General features: G+C 75.8%; 11 protein-coding genes. 3 read left to right on the top strand and 8 right to left on the bottom strand.

Features of this window, described 5'->3' with window-relative positions; translation table 11 throughout:
- Positions 1–2: 2 nt before the first annotated feature.
- Positions 3–1,013 (bottom strand): LuxR C-terminal-related transcriptional regulator, encoded by a 1,011-nt coding sequence (locus BX266_RS20480; protein ID WP_259464774.1) that lies wholly within the window; start codon positions 1,011–1,013, stop codon positions 3–5.
- A 278-nt stretch (positions 1,014–1,291) separates the two neighbouring features.
- Between BX266_RS20480 and BX266_RS38740 the strand changes: the two genes are divergently transcribed.
- From BX266_RS38740 to BX266_RS20465, 3 genes are all read left to right on the top strand, one after another.
- The gene (locus tag BX266_RS38740; RefSeq protein WP_180290550.1) at positions 1,292–1,621 is read left to right on the top strand and encodes a hypothetical protein; all 330 of its coding nucleotides are present in this window, start codon (positions 1,292–1,294) and stop codon (positions 1,619–1,621) included.
- Positions 1,622–1,934: 313 nt separating this feature from the next.
- Positions 1,935–2,195, top strand: coding sequence for a hypothetical protein (locus tag BX266_RS20470; protein ID WP_120314391.1), 261 nt, complete (start codon positions 1,935–1,937; stop codon positions 2,193–2,195).
- Between the two features lie 45 nt (positions 2,196–2,240).
- Positions 2,241–2,936 (top strand): response regulator transcription factor, encoded by a 696-nt coding sequence (locus BX266_RS20465; protein WP_099901863.1) that lies wholly within the window; start codon positions 2,241–2,243, stop codon positions 2,934–2,936.
- A gap of 119 nt (positions 2,937–3,055) precedes the next feature.
- Here BX266_RS20465 and BX266_RS20460 read toward each other — a convergent pair whose 3' ends face one another.
- From BX266_RS20460 to BX266_RS20430, 7 genes are read right to left on the bottom strand one after another with little or no spacing between them, the layout of a single operon-like run.
- Entirely contained in the window at positions 3,056–4,576 is a 1,521-nt protein-coding gene (locus BX266_RS20460; protein ID WP_099901861.1) for a SagB family peptide dehydrogenase, read from the bottom strand.
- 53 nt (positions 4,577–4,629) lie between these two features.
- Positions 4,630–6,903 carry a TOMM precursor leader peptide-binding protein gene (locus BX266_RS20455; protein ID WP_099901860.1) on the bottom strand — a complete coding sequence of 758 codons (2,274 nt, stop codon included), beginning with the start codon at positions 6,901–6,903 and terminating at the stop codon, positions 4,630–4,632.
- Between the two features lie 29 nt (positions 6,904–6,932).
- The gene (lanM, locus tag BX266_RS20450; RefSeq protein ID WP_143686972.1) at positions 6,933–10,178 is read right to left on the bottom strand and encodes a type 2 lanthipeptide synthetase LanM; all 3,246 of its coding nucleotides are present in this window, start codon (positions 10,176–10,178) and stop codon (positions 6,933–6,935) included.
- 1 nt (position 10,179) lies between these two features.
- Entirely contained in the window at positions 10,180–12,426 is a 2,247-nt protein-coding gene (locus tag BX266_RS20445) for an ATP-binding cassette domain-containing protein (protein WP_099901856.1), read from the bottom strand.
- On the bottom strand, positions 12,423–14,795 hold the full coding sequence (locus BX266_RS20440; protein ID WP_099901854.1) for an ATP-binding cassette domain-containing protein: 2,373 nt from the start codon (positions 14,793–14,795) through the stop codon (positions 12,423–12,425). The genes BX266_RS20445 and BX266_RS20440 overlap by 4 nt, the downstream gene beginning before the upstream one ends.
- Entirely contained in the window at positions 14,792–15,592 is an 801-nt protein-coding gene (locus tag BX266_RS20435) for an acetyl-CoA carboxylase biotin carboxyl carrier protein subunit (protein ID WP_099901852.1), read from the bottom strand. Before BX266_RS20435 ends, BX266_RS20440 begins: the two co-directional genes overlap by 4 nt.
- On the bottom strand, positions 15,589–16,827 hold the full coding sequence (locus BX266_RS20430; protein ID WP_099901850.1) for a cytochrome P450: 1,239 nt from the start codon (positions 16,825–16,827) through the stop codon (positions 15,589–15,591). The genes BX266_RS20435 and BX266_RS20430 overlap by 4 nt, the downstream gene beginning before the upstream one ends.
- Between the last annotated feature and the right edge of the window lie 41 nt (positions 16,828–16,868).

Raw genomic sequence — 16,868 nt, 5'->3', positions numbered from 1 at the left:
GCTCAGGCGGGGGCGTCCTCGGCGGCCTCCAGCCAGCCCAGGGCGGCGACCTGGATGCCGGCCTGGAACCGGCTGCGGGCGTCCATCCGCACCATCAGGTCGGCCATCATGCGGCGGACGGTGCGCAGCGACACGCCGAGGCGCTGCCCGGCGCGTTCGTCGGTGAGTCCGTCGGCGAGCAGGCGGAGCAGTTCGCGTTCCTGGCCGGTGAGTCCGTGCGGGTCGCGCTGGGCGCTCTCGCCGAGCGGGCGGGCGTGTTCCCAGACCTGGTCGAACAGGGCGCGGAGGGCGGCGACCACGCCGGGGCTCTGCAGCAGGACGGCGCCCTTGCGCGGGTCCTCGGGGTCGATCGGGACGATCGCGGTGGCGTTGTCGACGACGATCATCCGCAGCGGCAGGGTGGGCGCGGTGCGCACCGCGCCGCCGAGGCCGTGCAGCCAGCGGGCGTACTGGACGGTGGCGGGGTCGTTGCGGACGCTGTCCTGGTAGACGGTGCGCATCCGGACGCCGCGCTCCAGGGTCTCCTGGTCGAGGGTGCGGCTGGCCTCCATCACGGGGGCGGGCTGCGGGCCGCCGGGGGCGAAGGAGAGCACCTCGGCGGTGGCGTCGGAGGCGAGCTGGATCAGCCGGTCGCGGACCTGGTCGAGGCTGGAGAGCATCTCGATGCCGCGCTGCTCGCCGGGGGCGTGCAGGCTGGCGTACTCGGCGATCAGGCCGGCCATGGCGGCGCGGCTGCGCTCGGCCTCGCGCTGGCGGCGGGCCTCCTCGGCCTCCTGGTGGGCGAGCAGGGCGGCGAGTCCGCGTTCCGGGTTGACGGCCCGCCAGCGGGTGCCGCAGCTGGTGGGACGGGTGAGGGCGAGGTCGGCCAGCCGGTCCAGGGCGGCGCACACCTCGGGTTCGCTGCTGTCGAGGTGGCTGGCGAGGCCGCCGGTGTCGAGGTCGGGGTGCAGCAGCATGGCCCGGTAGACCGCCTCGCCGAAGGCGTCGAGCCCGATCGGGCCGCCGGGGATCACCTGCCGGTCCTGGGCACGATCGGCCCGGTGCCCGTCAGCGTCGCTCTACCCATGTCGACCTCCAGCGCGCCGTGCCGCGGCCTGCGCCCCCCGGCTTCGAACTGACCGGGCGTCAGACTAGCGCCGCCCGGGCAACGTATAGAACTGGCTTGCGGAGATTCTGTCGCACTATTGGGTGAAGCGTGAAGGGTGCCCCGGAACTGTCATCTTCGTGCCAGGCGGAGATCTGACACCCGTCGCACCACCCGGCGCGGCCCCGGATTTGTCAGTCTGGAGGGGTGTACGCGATCCGTCTGGAGCTCACTCCGCCGCCCGGTCCGGGCGGCCTCGCGGAGACGGTCGGGTCCGGTCCGGTGCGGGCGGCGCTGCTGCGACTGCCCCTGGACGGGGCCCGGGTGTGCCATGCCCGGGTGCTGTCGCGGCCGGAGGGGCTGGCAGCGGTGTGCTTCCTGACGGCGGCCTCGCTGCTGGCGGCGGAGCTGGCGCTGCGGGTGGGCGCGGGCGGGCTGGCCGGGCCGGGCGGGCCGCTGGCGGGCTGGACGGTGGCGCGCTGCGAGGCGGATCCGTGGATCGCGCTGGGCCTGTGGCAGGACCGGGCCAGGAGCTGACGGCGCACCGCCCGTCACTCTGCTGACGCCACGTCACAGGAGTTGCCGCGTCAGGGAAGTGACAGCTCCGCGCCGGGGTCCCGTCAGGAGCTGGCCTCAGAGTGTCACGGCACCCTGGTGCCAGCTCCGGGTGCTGACAGGGGGGTGCCACCGGGAGCACTCTCGTTGTTGTCGGCAGGACGGCGGTGCGAGACCGCGGGAGCAGCCCCCGGCGGGGGACGCGGATCGGACCGGATCGCCTGACGCTGCATCACCACACCGCCCCGGTGGCAGCCCGGGGCTCAGCCGAAACTTGAGAGGATCGGGCACTCCCATGGCGCTGAACATCCGATTTGTCGCGATTGCCGTTGTCGGTGCGCTGGCGGTGGGCGGGGTCGCCACCGCTGCGGAACTGGCCGGGCCGGCCCGGCCCGGCGCGGTGGTCACGGCCGACGGAACCACGGTGGACGGCCCGCAGCAGCCGGCCGACGCCAACGCGGTCGTGGTCGGCCCGAGCGTGCCGCCCAGCCCGGCGCCGTCCGGCAGCCCGACCTCGACGGAGCCCCCGCACTCGGACACCTGGGGCTGGGGCTGACCGAACCGAGACCACAGAACCCACGCGACCCGGGGAGGTGCGCGGATGACCACCGCACTGGAACGCCCGCTGGTGCAGCGGGCCCTGCCCCACCAGTTCCCGCTCGCCGCGGCAGTGGCGGCGAGCCCGACCAAGGTGCTGCTGTCCGACGGGCACCACCTGTTCCGCTCGGGCCTGGGGGCCCTGCTGGACCGGGAGGAGGACCTCGCGGTGGTCGCCGAGGCGGCCGGCGGCGAGGAGGCCGCGGCGGCGGCCCCGCGGGTGCGGCCCGCGGTGGCGGTGCTCGGCCTGGCCCCGGAGCAGCCGGACGGTCCGGCGGCGGCGCAGCGCGTGCAGCAGGCGTCGCCGGGCACGGCGGTGCTGCTGCTGGTGCCGGCCCTGCCGCGGACCGCGGAGCTGCGGCGGGCCCTGGTGGAGGGCGCGGCCGGGGTGCTGCTGAAGGACGTGCAGGCGCCGGCGCTGATCGCGGCGGTGCGCGAACTCGCCCGCGGCGGGCGGGTGTACGACCCGCGGCTGGTGCTGGACGTGGTCCGCGCCGGCGGCCAGGGCAGCCCGCTGAGCCGCCGCGAGCTGGCGGTGCTCGGCGAGATCGCCGAGGGCGCGACGGTGCGGGAGGCGGCTGCGGCGCTGTCGCTCTCACCGGGGACGGTGCGCAACTACGTCTCGGCGGCGATCGCCAAGACCCGGGCCAGGAACCGCTGCGACGCGATCCGGATCGCCCGCGAGTGCGGCTGGCTGTAGACCCTCACCGCAAGCCGGTCCGTCGCAAGCCGTTCCCGTCGCAGGACTGTTGTCGCAAGGCTCGCCAACGACCCGTCAGATTCCCGCTGACGGGTCGAAGGCGTGCCTGCGTGCGTGTCTCAGGAGAAGTTCTCGCCGAACCCCGTTCCGGCCCGGGCGGCCTCCACCACGTCGGCGAAGCCGTGCGCGGTGCGCGGCACTCCGGCCGGGCGGCTGCCGATCAGGAACTCGCCGACGGAGGACTCCGCGGTCCAGTCGAGGCCGAGGGCGCGGGCCGCGGCGTCGGTGTCGCCGGAGCCGAGGCCGCAGGGGGCCAGGCCCATGGCGGTGGCCACCAGGTACAGCGTCTGGTAGAGCACGCCGACGTGCTTGAGGGTCAGTGCGTAGGCGATCTGGCTGTACTTCCAGGACAGCCGGCCGAACCGGCTGGTGACGGTCAGCAGCACCTGCGGGTCGACGGTGCAGGCGGTGGCCCGCCAGGCGGCGGTGACGAGTTCGCTGAACGCGGCCTCCTCGCCGGGGTGCTGGAACGGGCGCGGGCGCAGCCGGTGGGCGGCGGCGTCGTACCGGTAGACGCCGGGCTCCAGGCCGACGCACTTGACCACCGAGAGGTAGACCTCCAGTTCGCCGGTGGCGCCGCCGGCCGGGTAGGGGCGCTCGACGCCGTCGTAGCCGTGCGGGTCGGCGGGGTCGCCGGGGATGACGCGGCGGACCCGGGCCACCCGGTAGAGCAGTTCGGCGAGCTGCTCGACCGTCACCGGGGTGTCGGCGTAGGAGCGGACCGAGCGGCGGCCTTCGAGGACCTCGCTGAGCGCGGGGTCGCGGGCGACCACGGTGTCCCAGTCCGGCACCGGCAGGTCGATGCCCTCGCCCTCCTCGCGGGCCCCGGCGGTGGAGACGGCGGGCAGCTGGCGCACGTCCTGGTGGGCGAAGACGCCGCCGGTCGGGTAGTCGTGCCGGCCGGGGCGGCTGCGGGAGTGGAACAGCAGGTCGTGGAAGTCCCACAGCGGGGCCTCGGCGCCGCTGCCGGCGTCCAGGAACCCGCCGCCGGCCAGCAGTCCGGCCAGCGCCTCGCCCTCGCCGGTGGACATCCCGGCCAGCAGCGCGGCCTCCGCGGCGGTGCGGGAGGTGCTGAGCGCCGCCACGAAGGCCCCGGCGGAGGCCTGGTGGAGGGTGAGACGGAACGGCGCCATCGGCGATTCGAGGACGCAGGACTCGCCGTTGCCCTCGGGCAGCCGGCGCAGGTAGGCGAACCGGGACAGCACCAGCGGGCCGGTGGGGCGGGCGAAGCCGGGCAGGGCGGCGGCGCGGGCGATCGGGACGGCGGTGGCCAGCGGGGTGCCGAGCTGGTCGGCGACGGTGGTGGTGACCAGGTACGGGAAGCGTTCGAGCAGCTTCAGCAGCCGGACCTGGTCGAGCACCAGCACGTCCAGGTCGGCGTCGGTGCGGGTGAGGTCGAGCAGCGCGGCGACGGTGCGCTCGCCGAGCGCGTGGACGCGCTGGCGGCCCCACGGGTGGGCGAGTTCGACGTCGCCGCCCTGGGCGGTGACCTCGACCTCGGGGCGCAGCCGGAGCAGGCGGCGGAGCGGGTGGTGGCCCCCTGCGGTGGGGGCGGGTGGCAGGTGTTCGATGACGGTCATGGGTACCTCCCCGGGTGGGCGGGGCAGCCGGGCCCGGCTGCCCCGCGCGTCGGTCAGATGAAGATCGGGATCGGGTTGAGCTCGCTCTCCGGGGTCGGGGCGTCCAGCCAGCCCAGCCGGACGGGGACGTCGTAGAGCCGGCCGGGCGCGAACCTGGCCCAGAAGTGCCGCATGCCGGGGACGATCACCCGGGCGACGGGGAGCCCCACGTCGGGGCGGGTCTGGTCGGCGACCAGGAACTCCATGCCGTGGTCCTCGACGATCTTCTGGACCAGCGCCAGGTCGTCGGCGAGGTCGGCCCCGGCGAGCGGGAGCCAGCTGGCGGGAGTGGAGCGGGGGGCGTTCGGGTCGGGCAGCAGGTAGGGCTGGTTGGCCACCGTGGCAGTGGTCCACCAGGCCTTCTGCTCGGGGTCGGCGCCGGCGTAGTTCACCCGGCCGTGCTCGTCACCGGCCACCGGGCCGAGGAACTGGTTCATCTCGGTGAGGGCGCGGGTGAGCGCGATGTGCGGGTCGAGGTGCGCGCCGAAGGCGATCAGCACGTCCTCGTTGGCGCCCGAGCCCGGGGCGGCGTCGGTGCGGCGGGAGAACGCGCCGACCACCGGGATGCCGAAGTCGGCGGTCAGGTCGAGCGCCCAGATCTCCCGGCGCAGGCCGCGGTAGACCTCGCGGAGCTGGTCGATGTACGGGTCGCCGAAGGCGTCCAGGTCGACGGCGGGCCGCTGCACGCGGTTGTACCACCAGAGCGCGACCGCGTCGCGTTCGACCAGTTCCAGGAAGCCCTGCAGCACCGCGTCCTCGAAGGAGGTGCCGGCGGCGCAGCCGTTGGAGTCGCCGGCGGCGTAGAACCGGCCGCTGTGCCTGTAGCCGTAGTACATCGCCTGGGTGGGCAGCCAGCGGTGCCGCTGCTCGGTCAGCGACCAGGCCGGCGACCACTCGATGGCGTCGTCGGTGCGGAACGGGACGGGGACGACGTTGAACATCGACTGCTTGACGTTCCAGCGGTCGCGCTCGGCGTACTGCCTGGCGCTGTAGAGCAGGGTGCGCTCGGGGTGGATCGCGGCGTCGCCGAGCTCGGCGAAGGTGGCGGTGCGGCGGGCCTCGTCGCCCTGGAAGACGCCGGAGAAGCGCTCCATCGCCTCGCCGAGCGCGGAGGCCCGGGCCTGCACGTCGGTGCGGCCCTTGCCGCAGGAGACCGAGCGCAGGCCGGTGCGCAGCTGCTTGAGGTCGCCGCTCTGCCGGGACAGGTTCTGGCCGGAGACGTAGACCCGCAGGCCGGTGGGGGTGCGGGCGGCGGGCACCAGGGTGGTGACCACGCCGGTGATCGGGCTCAGCTGGGGGCGGTACTTCTCCAGCATGTCCTCGGGCGAGGCGGAGCGGTGGCCGCCGTCGGCGGTGAACGCCTTGGGCCGGGACTCGAAGGCGACGGGCGCCAGCTGGCGGCGCGTCATCATCGCGTCGTCGCCGCAGGACGGGCACTGCGGGCGGCGCACCAGGACGTGCTTCTCACTGTCCAGCAGCACGGTGTCCAGGGTGGTGACGGCGGGCTGCGGCGGGCGGGCGCCGGCCAGCCACTTGGCGGTCTCCAGGGCGGCCAGCTGGGTGCCGAGCGCCAGGGTGGCGGGCAGGTGGGCGCCGGCGGTGGAGATCGGCTCGTCCTGGCCGAGGCGGTGCTGCAGGTAGCTGAGCGACTGCCGGTTGGCGGACAGCCGGTGCGCCAGGCACTCCCAGCAGCCCGAGCCGGCGGCGTCGGCGCCGGGCTCGTCCGGGCTGAACACCGGGCCGACCCAGACGATCGAGCCGACCGGGCGGGCCAGCAGCCAGGGCCGACCGTCGGCGAGCGCCCGGCGGTTGCGCTCGGCCAGGCCCGGGTGCAGGTAGTCCTCGGTGAGGGCGACGGTGAACGCGGCGTCCTGATCGACCGTCACCCCGGCGGCGGCCAGCGCGGCCAGGAACGGCGCGGTGTCCAGCTCGCCGTACACCTCGATCCGGACGGTGGAGCCGCGCAGCGCGGCCATCGCCGCGTCGCCGTCCTGCCCGGCCATCTCGAAGAAGGCCGCGCCGGGGCGGTCGGTGGCGGGGTCGGCGGCGGTCACCCAGCCGCCGGCCCGGAGCTTGTCGACGCCCGCGTCGACCTTGTCGGCGGGCACGGTGCCGGCCAGCGCGGCGCCGATCTGCTCGGCGGTGCGGGTGCCGTCCAGCAGCGGGGCGAGGGCCTGGGCGAGCTTGCCGTCGACCACCGAGACGCCGCGCTCGGAGACCAGGTAGACGGCCTCGCCGTCGACCACGTACGGAGTGAAGTGGCGTTTGAAGCCGATGAGTTCGGACATGGCGGGGTACTCCTCGAAGCGGCGCGCGGTCAGCGCAGGGTGGCGAGCGGGGCGGCGGAGGCGTCGTGCAGGCGCAGCAGCAGCAGGCCGACGGCGACGGTGCCGTCCAGCGCGCCGAGGTTGACGGCGTCGTGCGCGGCCCGGTCCGGGAACCAGGTGCCGTGCAGGCGGTGGCGGGTGAGCAGTTCGCGGACCATCAGGGCGGCGGCCTCGCGGCCGTCGTAGAACGGGCCGTCCAGCAGGGCCTCGGCGCCTTCCGGCAGGGTGTGGACGAGTCCGGCCTCGGCGGCGGTGAGCGCCTCGGTGGCGGCGGAGAGCAGCGCGCGGCCGGTGAGGGCGGCGAGTTCGGGGCCGGTCACCGGCGGCGCGAGGGCGCCGAGGTCGGCCTGGTCGACGGCGTCGGCGCCGAGCGAGACCGCGGTGTCGAGGCAGGCGAGACGGCCGGAGGGGGTGCCGGTGGCGAAGCGGTGGGCGCGCAGCCGGTCCCGGACGTCCGTGGGGTCGGCCAGCAGGGCGGGGGCTTCGGCGAGGGTGCGGGCGAGCGCGGCGGCGATCGAGTCGGCGCCGCCGGGGACGAGCTCCAGGAAGTCGAACGGGGTTTGCTCGTCGGCGAGTTGGTCGACCGCGGTGGCCGCGAGGGTGCGGATCGCCTGGTCGGTGTCGCCGTGGCTGCCGCCCGCGGCGCGGCGCAGCCGCAGCAGGTTCAGCAGCAGGCCCGCGGTGCCGAGCGGGACGTCGGCGTGCGGGATCCGCACCGGGCGGCCGGGCCGGTTGGAGGCGGACTCGGCGACCGACATAGCGCCGGGCACCAGCGACTGCGCGGCGGTGAGGAAGTCCGCCTCGCCGAGCAGCAGTCCGCCGCGGGCCAGGCCGTGGATGATCGCACCGGGGCCGAAGAAGCCGCCGGGGACGGGCGCGCCGGAGGCCAGTCGGGAGTCCCCGGCGAAGGCGAAGGCCATCGGCTCCTTCGGGTCGATCAGTGCGGCGGCCTCGGCGAGCAGACGGTGCGCGGCCCGGTGGAAGCGGGGTTCGCCGGTGGCGGACCAGAGTTCGGCGAGCAGCAGGGCGATGCCGAGGGTGCCGGAGGTCAGGTCGGGGCCGAGCGCCTCGACCTGCCGCAGGCCGGTGCCCGGGTACCAGCTCTGGCCGAGCCAGCCCGTGGGGCGCCGGTCGGCGAGGATGCGGTCGCCGAGCGCCGTGGCGGCGGAGAGCAGCTCGTCGGAGGCGGGCGGTTCGGCCGCGCGGAGCGGCCGGAGCGGCTTCGCCGGGGGCTGCTCGGCGCCGGCCCGGGCGGCGTCCGTGCAGCCGGACAGCACCGCGACGTGCCCCTCCAGGTCGAAGCCGTCGAGTTCGGCGACCCGCTGTTGCAGGCGCTCCCAGCCGGTGGACTGGAAGTGCCCGGGGATCTCCCTGCCGTCGGCGGTGAACACCGAGGAGGAGGTGGTCAGCGAGCGGAAGAACGGGATGTCGAAGGAGCGGAACGAGTCGAGTTCGGCGAGCACCACCTCCAGCAGGTCGCCGCGGGCGGCGTCGCCCGCGCGGGCGGTGACGGCGCCGCGCAGCGCACCGGCGATGACGGTCTCCCGAGTCGCGCCGTCGTCCAGGGCGAGCGGGCTGGTGGAGGCCCGCAGGATCTTGTAGCCGTCCCAGGTGTGGCGCCAGATGTAGCGCACCCAGATGCCCCGGAACCCGCTCAGCGGACCTTCGGGGTCGGCGAGTTCGCCGCGCAGCCGGTGCAGGGCCGCGTGCATCTCGCGGTAGCCGTCGACCACCTCCTCGGTGTACTGCCACGGGTCGGCCGGCTGCCCGTGGTGCACCGGGCGGTAGGCGGGCAGCGGCAGGGCGGGCACGCCGGGGGAGGTCTCCAGGCTGCCGACCCGGGACAGGCAGCCGATGTCGAGGGCGTCGGTGCGTCCGGCCGGGGTCCACGCCTGGAAGGCCATCGCGGTGCGCACCACGGTGGTCTCCAGCTCGTCCAGCAGGCCGCGCTGGCCCTCCGTCAGGACCGGCGGGGCCTGGACGCGCGGGTAGAGCAGGCACTCCAGGTCGATCAGGACGGGGTGCTCGCCGTCGGCCAGCAGGTTGTCGGCCCACAGGTCGCGGCCCTCCAGCAGCTGCACCAGCCGGATCGTCATGCCCAGGCGGCGGTAGAACCGGGCGAAGCCGGCCCGGTCGGTGCAGGGGCGGGACGGGACCAGCTCCTCCCAGCCGTAGTCGCCGGAGCAGTCGGTGCTCAGCGAGGCGCCGTGGCCGTCGTCGCCGCGGTCGGAGCGGATCAGCACGGTGCGCAGCGGCAGGTCCAGGCTCAGTTCCCGGTTGAGGCGCTCGACCAGGCCGAGGAAGGCGGTGGCGTGCCGCATGTCCTTGGGCTTGTAGACCACGCCCGCGCCGTTCTCGAAGCGCAGCAGCGCCACCGAGCGGCCCTGGGCGTGCCGGTCGCCCGCGTCGCCGTGCACCGAGTCGAGCGCGCCCGGGTCGACGCCGCCCCACATCTCCTCGACCAGGCCGGCCCGGTCGGCGGCGAGCCGGGCGAACATCTCGGTGTACATCTCCTGCCACTGCCGGCAGACCGTGCCGATCAGGTAGGCCAGCGCGGGCAGCCGCTCCAGCCGGGCCAGCCAGCCCGCGGTGGAGGCGTCCGGGCCGCCCTCGGCGTCCCAGGCGGTGGCCCGGGGGCGCCCGGTGGCCAGCTGGAACTCCTGGCAGAGCGTCAGGTTGGCGACCTCGACCAGCCGGCCGGTCAGCGTGCCCACCACGTCGGCGCGGCCCTTCGCGGTGACCGGGACGCCGAGCACGGTGCCGGGGCCGGTGGGCAGCAGCGCGTCCGCGGCGGCGGCGAACCCGGCGGCGATCGCGCCCGGGCCGGTGGCCGGCTCGGCGCTCTGCGCCCGCAGGAACACCGCCAGCGGGTACGCCCAGGACGGCAGCTTCGCCGGGTCGGCCAGCCGGACCCGGCGCAGGCCCTCGCCGAGCGGGCGGCCGGTCTCCGCGAGGTGGTCCAGCAGCACCCCGGCGGAGCTCTGGTCGCCGGCGGCTCGGCGCAGCCAGGTCTCCACGGCGGCGGCGCGGCTGCGGCGGTCCTCGGCCGGGTCCGGGGCGAACAGGGCCTGCCCGTCGTCGCGGGCGGCGGCGCGTTCCTCGAAACTCGCGGCGGCGGCGATCACGGCGCGCAGCCGGTCGTCGGCGCCGGGGAGGCCGGGCAGCAGGGCGGTCTTCGGGGCGTCGGGGCCCGGGGTTCCGGCGGTGCGGAGCCAGGTCTGCATCTCTAGCGACATCTCACATCTCCTGGAAACGGGCGAGGCGGGTGAACAGCGGGTCGGTGCCGAGCAGTTCGCGGAAGGTGCCCTCGGCGGACACCCGTCCCCCGTCCAGCACGTAGATCCGGTCGGCGGTGCGGATGGTGCTCAGTCGGTGGGCGATCACCAGGCGGGTGCGGTCGAGGCCGGCGACGGCGTCGGCGACCCGCTGCTGGGTGGCGTTGTCGAGCGCGGAGGTGGCCTCGTCGAGCAGCAGCACGGCGGGGTCGCGGACCAGCGCGCGGGCCAGCAGCAGCCGCTGCACCTGGCCGCCGGAGAAGCCCTGCGCGTCCTCGCCGACCCGGGTGCCAAGGCCCATCGGCAGGGCCCGCAACTCCTCCGCGATGCCTGCGAGTTCGGCAGCGTGCCAGATCCGGTCCTCGGTGATGTCGGGGTCCGCGCCGGCCAGGTTCTCCAGCAGCGAGCCGCGCAGCATCCGGCCGTGCTGGAGCACCGAGCCCAGCTGACGGCGCACCAACCGGGCGTCCAGGGCGGCCAGTTCGCGGCCGTCGTAGCGGATCGCGCCGGACTCGGGCTGCTCGAAGCCGAGCAGCAGCCGGATCAGGGTGGACTTGCCGGCCCCGGACGGGCCGACCACGGCCACGAACTCGCCTGGTTCGGCGCGCAGCGACACCCCGTCCAGGGCGGGCAGCGCGCTGCCCGGGTAGCGGAACACCACCTGGTCGAGCGCGAGTCGCCCCTCCAACCGGCCCGGGTCGGCGAGCCGACCGGCCCGTTCGGCCGCGTTCACGGCCGGCTCGGCGAGGATCGGCCGCAGCCGCTCCAGCACCGGGGCAACGCCGTAGGCGCCGGCCGCGGCGTGGGTGACCTGGCCGAGCGCCAGCGCCACCTGGCCGGCCGCCACTCCGGCGGCCATCAGGTGCCCGGCCTCGGCGGCCGGGCCGAAGGTGGCCCCGGCCAGCAGCACCGCCAGCAGCAGCGGTTGGAGCGCCGTGGTGAGCGCGGTGGAGACCGCCTCGCTGCGCATCGCGGCCGCGTCGGCGCGCTTCTGTCCGGCGAACGGGGCCGCCCAGCGGGCGAAGGCCTGGATCTCCCGCCCGGCGGTCTGGATCTTGTCGATGCCCAGCAGCAGCCCGTACAGCACTCCTTGGAGCTGCCCGTGCGCCTCGAACACCTGCGACTCGTACTCCTGGCGGCGACGGCCGAGCAGCAGCAGCACGGCCGTCACCGCCAGCACGGCGAGCAGCAGCAGCCCGCCGAGCCGCCAGTCCACCAGCAGCAGGACCGTCAGGCCGGTGACGGCGAAGACCGCGCCGAGCACGGCCCCCACCAGCACCTCCGAGAGGGCCTGCCGGGCCTGCGCCACCGCGTTCGCCCGGTGCACCAGGTCACCCGTGGTGTAGTCGCGGAAGAACCGCGCGTCCTGGGCCAGCAGCCGGTCCCAGACGGCGGGTTCGAGCGCGTGCTGCACCCGGCCGGTGAGCCGGACGGCCGCGGTGTTGCGGACCAGCGTGAGCAGCCAGGACGCCACCACCGCGGAGCCCAGCAGCACGGCCAGCCAGCGCACCGGGTGCCGTTCGGCCAGCAGCAGGCCGGGCAGCAGCACTCCGGTGGACAGCGGGACGAGCAGGCCGAGCAGCGCCGAGACCAGCCCGGCCGCGGTCAGCACTCCCAGGTCCCGGCGGGCACCGGGCACGGCGAGGGCGAAACGCAGCAGGGTTCCCGGGGTCGGACTCCCGGGCGGCAGCGGCGGGTACAGCAGCAGCGCCTGGCGGCTCAACTCCGCTCGGGCGGCGGCCCGTTCGGAGTCCGGGTCGTGGCGGCGGTGCCGCCCGGCCCGGGGTATCAGGGCGATCGGCCGGCCGTCCTCGGCGGCGAACGCCACCATCGGCCCGGCCGTGCCGGTCTCGTTCCCGTCCGGCAGCGTGACGGGCCGCCAGCGCACTCCGGCCCGGCGCAGCAGCGCGGTGACCGGATCGGCGGCGTCCCGCACGGCGGCGGGCAGTTCCCCGGGGACGTCCACTCCCAGCGCCCGCAGCACCTCCCGCGCCCGGTCCGCGCGGTGGCGCGGCGCTGTCGGCGACTGCTCGCCGGGGCGCGGGGAGGTCTGCGGACGGGGTGCGGCGGTTCCCAGCTCGGCCAACGCGTCCGCGAGCGCGGTGCGGTTGGCGGCCGCGGTGGCGTCGACCCGGATCGCCGGGTCGCGCTCGGTGTCCGCCGCGGCAGTCTGTGCGCCGCCCTGGCGGGCGGCGGTGGCGGTGCTCATGCCGGCTCCTCCGTTCGGGCGGGCTGGTGATCGGTGGTCTCGGTGGTCTCGGCGCTGCCGCCGGTCCTCCGGTCGGCGTCGCGGAGCAGGTCCCGGTACGGGCCCGGCTGTTCGGCGAGCTCGGCGGGCGGGCCCTGCTGGACGATCCGGCCTGCGGACAGGACCACGACCCGGTCGGCGGCCTGGATGGTGCTCAGCCGGTGGGCCAGCACCAGGCAGCTGACGCCCCGTCGGCGCAGGTGCTCGTTGACGGCGGCCTCGGTGTGCGCGTCCAGCGCGCTGGTGGCCTCGTCGAGGACGACCAGGGCCGGGTCCAGGGCCAGGGCGCGGGCGATCTCCAGCCGTTGCCGTTCACCGCCGGACCAGTTGCGGGCGTCCTCGTCGATCTGCGCATCCAACCCGCCCCGCCGGCGCACCAGTTCGGCGGCCTCGGCGTCGGCCAGGGCGCGCTGCAGGGTGTCCTCGTCCGCGGACGGGTCCCAGAGCGTGACGTTCTCCCGGACGGTGCCCTCGAAGAGCCGCAACTGCTGCTCCACGTAGGCCACCTGGCCGGTGACCAGGGCCCGGTGCCAGTCGTCGCGGGGACGGCCGTCGAGCAGCACCTCGCCCTTCCAGGGGCGCAGCACGCCCGCGGCCAGCCGGGCCAGCGTGGACTTGCCGCTGCCGCTGCCGCCGACCACCGCCACCCACTCGCCGGGCGCGATCCGCAGCGAGATCCCGGACAGCGTCGGCGGGCGGTTCGGGTCGTAGCCGAACTCCAGGTCACGCAGCTCCAGTTCGCCGCGCAGCCGGACCGGCTCGGCCGGGCTGTCGAGCACCGGTGCGAGATACGGGTCGACCTCGCTGGTCTCGATGTCCTCCAACAGCGCGTTCTGCGCCCGGGCGACGGTGAACTCGGATCCGGCGCCGACCAGTTGGGAGACCGGCAGGAGGAAGCCGTTGAGCAGCAGCAGGAAGGCCAGCAGGGTGCCGAAGGAGAGCGAGCCGCCCAGCAGCAGCACCGTGCCGGCGACCACCGCGGCGGCCGCGGCGGCCGAGTTGAGCGCGCCGGGCAGCGAGAGCGGCACCAGGACGGCTTCCACCACCCGCTGTCCGGTGAGCGCGGAGCGGGCCTGCCAGCCCGCCCAGGACCGGAACAGCGCGTCCTCCGCGCCCTCCGCCTTGACCGTCTCGATCGCCGACACCCCGGCGAAGGCGACGCCGTCGCGCTTGTGCTGTTCGGCGTGCAGCCGGTGGATCATGCCGCCGCGCCGACGGTCGGCGGAGCGCAGCGCGAGCGCGTCCAGCACCGCCACCGCGACCGGGATCGCGGCGAGTTTCGGGGCCAGCCAGAGCAGCGCGCTCAGGTGCACGGCCGCGGCGGCGAAGGACGAGGCCGCGCCGGCCACCCGGTAGGAGAGCAGGTTGGCCAGGCCGTCGTTGAGCTGCACCCGGGTGACCAGGCCGCCGAGTTGGCGGCGGTGGAAGAACGCGCCGGGCAGCCGCAGCATCTTCCACAGGAAGGCCGCCGAGGAGCGCGAGGCCATCGCCTCCAGCACCTGGTTGACCAGTGCGGAGCGCAGCCAGTTCCCGGCCAGCACCAACCCGGCGACCGCCAGTCCGGCCAGCGTCAGCGGCACCGCCCAGCCGGTCGCGCCGCCGTTCACCACGCCGGTCAGGTAGCTGCGCAGCAGGAGCGCGCCGGCCACCCCCGGGATCGTCATCAGCATGCCGACCAGCACCGCGACCAGCAGCGGCCGGGCGTACGGCCGCATCCGGGCGGTGAGGGCGCGCAGCAGCGGGAAGCGGCGGCCGCCCGGTTCGAAGTCCGGGCCGGGTTCGAAGCCGACCGCGATGCCCGCGAAGGACTCCCAGAACTCCGCCGGGGTGGCCGAATAGGTGCCCAGCGACGGGTCGTTGACGTGCACCCGGCCGCGCTTCACCCCCTCGAACACCGCGAAGTGCGGCCCGGTGACCAGCACCATCGAGGGCACCGGCACCTCGCCGAGCCCGGCCAGCCGGTCGTCCCCGCGCGGCACCCGGCGGCCCCGGGCGAGCAGCCCGTACCGTCCGGCGGCGCGCGCGACCGCGGCCGCGCTCACCCCGTCCCGGCTGACCCCGCAGGCCCGGGACGCCTCGTTCAGCGTCACCCGCCGCCCGAACGCGCCCAGCACCACGGCCAGGCAGGCCGCCCCGCAGTCCTGCTCCTCCATCTGCGGCACCACGGGCGTGCGCAGGTACCTGCGGCGCTTCTGCTTCTTCTGCTTCTCCGGCTCCGTCCGCGTCGGCTTCGGGCCCGTGCGCCCGGTGGTGGCGGGCCGGGCGCCGCCGGTCCCGGTGCGCTGTTCGGCGGCGGGCGGCTCGACCGCCGCCGTCTGGGTGGGCTTCATCGCTTGGCCTCCTGCCCCAGCACCGCCTGGTACGGGTGGCGGCTGCCGAGGTCGACCCGGACGTCCAGCGCCAGCGGGCCGTTCAGCGCGACGCCCTGCGGCAGCCGGGCGTACGCCACCCAGACGGGTGCGGCGCCGGAGGGCAGGCCGGGGACGGCGACCGGCAGGGCGCCGTCGAGGGAGTCGGCGCGGACGGGCAGCGGTTCGACCCGCTCGACCACCGCGTGGATCGCTCCCCCGCCGGGCGCCGGCACCAGCACGGGCAGCGCGGGCTTGAGCCGCGCCGCGTCCTTCGGGTCGTCGACCAGCAGCCGGACGGTGGCCGGCGCACCCGCCGGGTCCAGTGTCAACAGCGGTGATCCGAGGTTCAGTTGGGCTCCCGGTGCGGCCAGCAGCGCGGTCACGGTGCCGGCCGTCGGGGCGGTCGCCTCGGCGTCGCCGACCAGCGCCAGCACCTGGCCCGCGGTCACCTTCTCGCCCGGCCGGACCTTGAACTCCACCAGGCTGCCCGCCCGTTCGGCGGCCACCCGGACGGGCGCCTCCCCGTGGGCGGCCACCGCGTGCACGGTCAGGGTGTGCGGGAGCCGGCCCCACACCGCCCAGCCGCCGCCGGCGCCGACGGCCAGCAGCAGCGCGGCCCCGGCCAGCCAGAGGCGCGCGCCCACCAGCCGGACGGGCTGGTCCAGGCCGGGCTCCAGCACGGCGGCGGCCCGGGCGGCCGCGACCGCGGCCTGCGACTGCTCCTTGGCGCTCGGCCCCGAGCTCGCCGCCGTCTCCGGTTCGATCACGGTGCTCATGCCGCCACCTCCATCAGTTCGGTGCGCAGCGGGCAGGCGACCGGCAGCTCCCGCACCCCGCCGAACGCGAACTGCTCGTTCCGGCGGGCGGTGGCGTCGGTCAGCGTGGTGCTCAACTCCCGTGCCGCGTCCGCCTCGGCGAGGCCGCGCAGGACGGCCGCGCCGGCGATCAGCGAGAGCGGCGCGCCCAGGCAGTGGTGCGGGCCGTGGCCGAAGGCGAGGTGCTGGCGCTCGGGGCGGTCGGGGTCGAAGCGGTCGGGGTCGGCGAAGCGGCGCGGGTCCCGGTTGGCGGCGGCGTACAGCAGCATGGCGACGCTGCCGGCCGGGATCACGGTGTGGCCGAGGTCGACCTCGCGGGTGAGGGCGCGGGCGCTGGCCCGGACGGGGCTGCCGAGCCGCTGCGCCTCGTCGAAGACGGCGGCGGCCAGCGCGGGTGCGCGGCGCACCCGGGCCGCCAGGCCGGGGGTGCGGATCAACTCCCATGCGGCGACGGCCAGTCCGGAGGTCAGGGTCTCCAGTCCGTTGGCGAGCAGCATCACCACGAAGGCGAGCAGTTCCTCCGTGTCGAGCCGGCCTTCGCCGCGGGCGGCGACCAGCCGGCTGATCAGGTCCTCGCCGGGGCGGGCGGCCCGTTCGGCGCACAACTCCTCGACATAGGAGCGGAATTCGGCGAACTCGGCGTCCAGTTCGGCGGCCTGCGGGCCGGTGCCGACGGGGTCGAGCAGGGAGCGGGCGACCAGCGCGGCCCACCCGGTGATCCGGTCGTGCTCGGAGTCGGGAACGTCCAGGATGGCGCAGGAGACCGCGACCGGCAGCGGCACGGCCAGGTCGGCGACGAGCTCGAAGGACCCGGCCTCGACCAGCGGGGCGAGCATCCGGGCGGCGGTGGTCTCGATCCGCTCGCGCATCTGCTCCAGCCGGCGGTGGCTGAACGCGGCCGTGGCGAGCCGCTTGAGCCGGGTGTGGTCGGCGCCGTCGCGCATCGGCAGCATCCGGTTGACCACCTTGAGCAGCGCGGTGTTTCCCGCCCGGGGCAGTCCGACGGTGGTCGGGTCGACGTTGGTGCCGGGGTTCATCAGGACACTGAGAATCTCCTGGTGCCCGGAGACCACGTACAGCGGGCCGAGGTCCAGGACGGGCGCCTCGGCCAGCAGCCTGCGGTAGAGCGCGGGTGGGTCCTGCTGAGCGGCGGGCTGCTGGATGAACCGCGTCAGCTCGTGCCGGAGGCTGTCCATGCCCGGCTCTCCTTCAATCTGGCGGTGGGACGGGGTCGTTG

It is taken from the genome of Streptomyces sp. TLI_171 (assembly GCF_003610255.1).
Lineage (GTDB): Bacteria > Actinomycetota > Actinomycetes > Streptomycetales > Streptomycetaceae > Kitasatospora.
This window is presented reverse-complemented; position numbering and strand designations above follow the sequence as displayed.

Coding starts and splice junctions, on each gene's coding strand:
- BX266_RS20470 (WP_120314391.1), top strand. CDS start 1,935: ATGGCGCTGAACATCCGATTTGTCGCGATTGCCGTTGTCGGTGCGCTG.
- BX266_RS20465 (WP_099901863.1), top strand. CDS start 2,241: ATGACCACCGCACTGGAACGCCCGCTGGTGCAGCGGGCCCTGCCCCAC.
- BX266_RS20460 (WP_099901861.1), bottom strand. CDS start 4,576: ATGACCGTCATCGAACACCTGCCACCCGCCCCCACCGCAGGGGGCCAC.
- BX266_RS20455 (WP_099901860.1), bottom strand. CDS start 6,903: ATGTCCGAACTCATCGGCTTCAAACGCCACTTCACTCCGTACGTGGTC.
- lanM (WP_143686972.1), bottom strand. CDS start 10,178: ATGTCGCTAGAGATGCAGACCTGGCTCCGCACCGCCGGAACCCCGGGC.
- BX266_RS20445 (WP_099901856.1), bottom strand. CDS start 12,426: ATGAGCACCGCCACCGCCGCCCGCCAGGGCGGCGCACAGACTGCCGCG.
- BX266_RS20440 (WP_099901854.1), bottom strand. CDS start 14,795: ATGAAGCCCACCCAGACGGCGGCGGTCGAGCCGCCCGCCGCCGAACAG.
- BX266_RS20435 (WP_099901852.1), bottom strand. CDS start 15,592: ATGAGCACCGTGATCGAACCGGAGACGGCGGCGAGCTCGGGGCCGAGC.
- BX266_RS20430 (WP_099901850.1), bottom strand. CDS start 16,827: ATGGACAGCCTCCGGCACGAGCTGACGCGGTTCATCCAGCAGCCCGCC.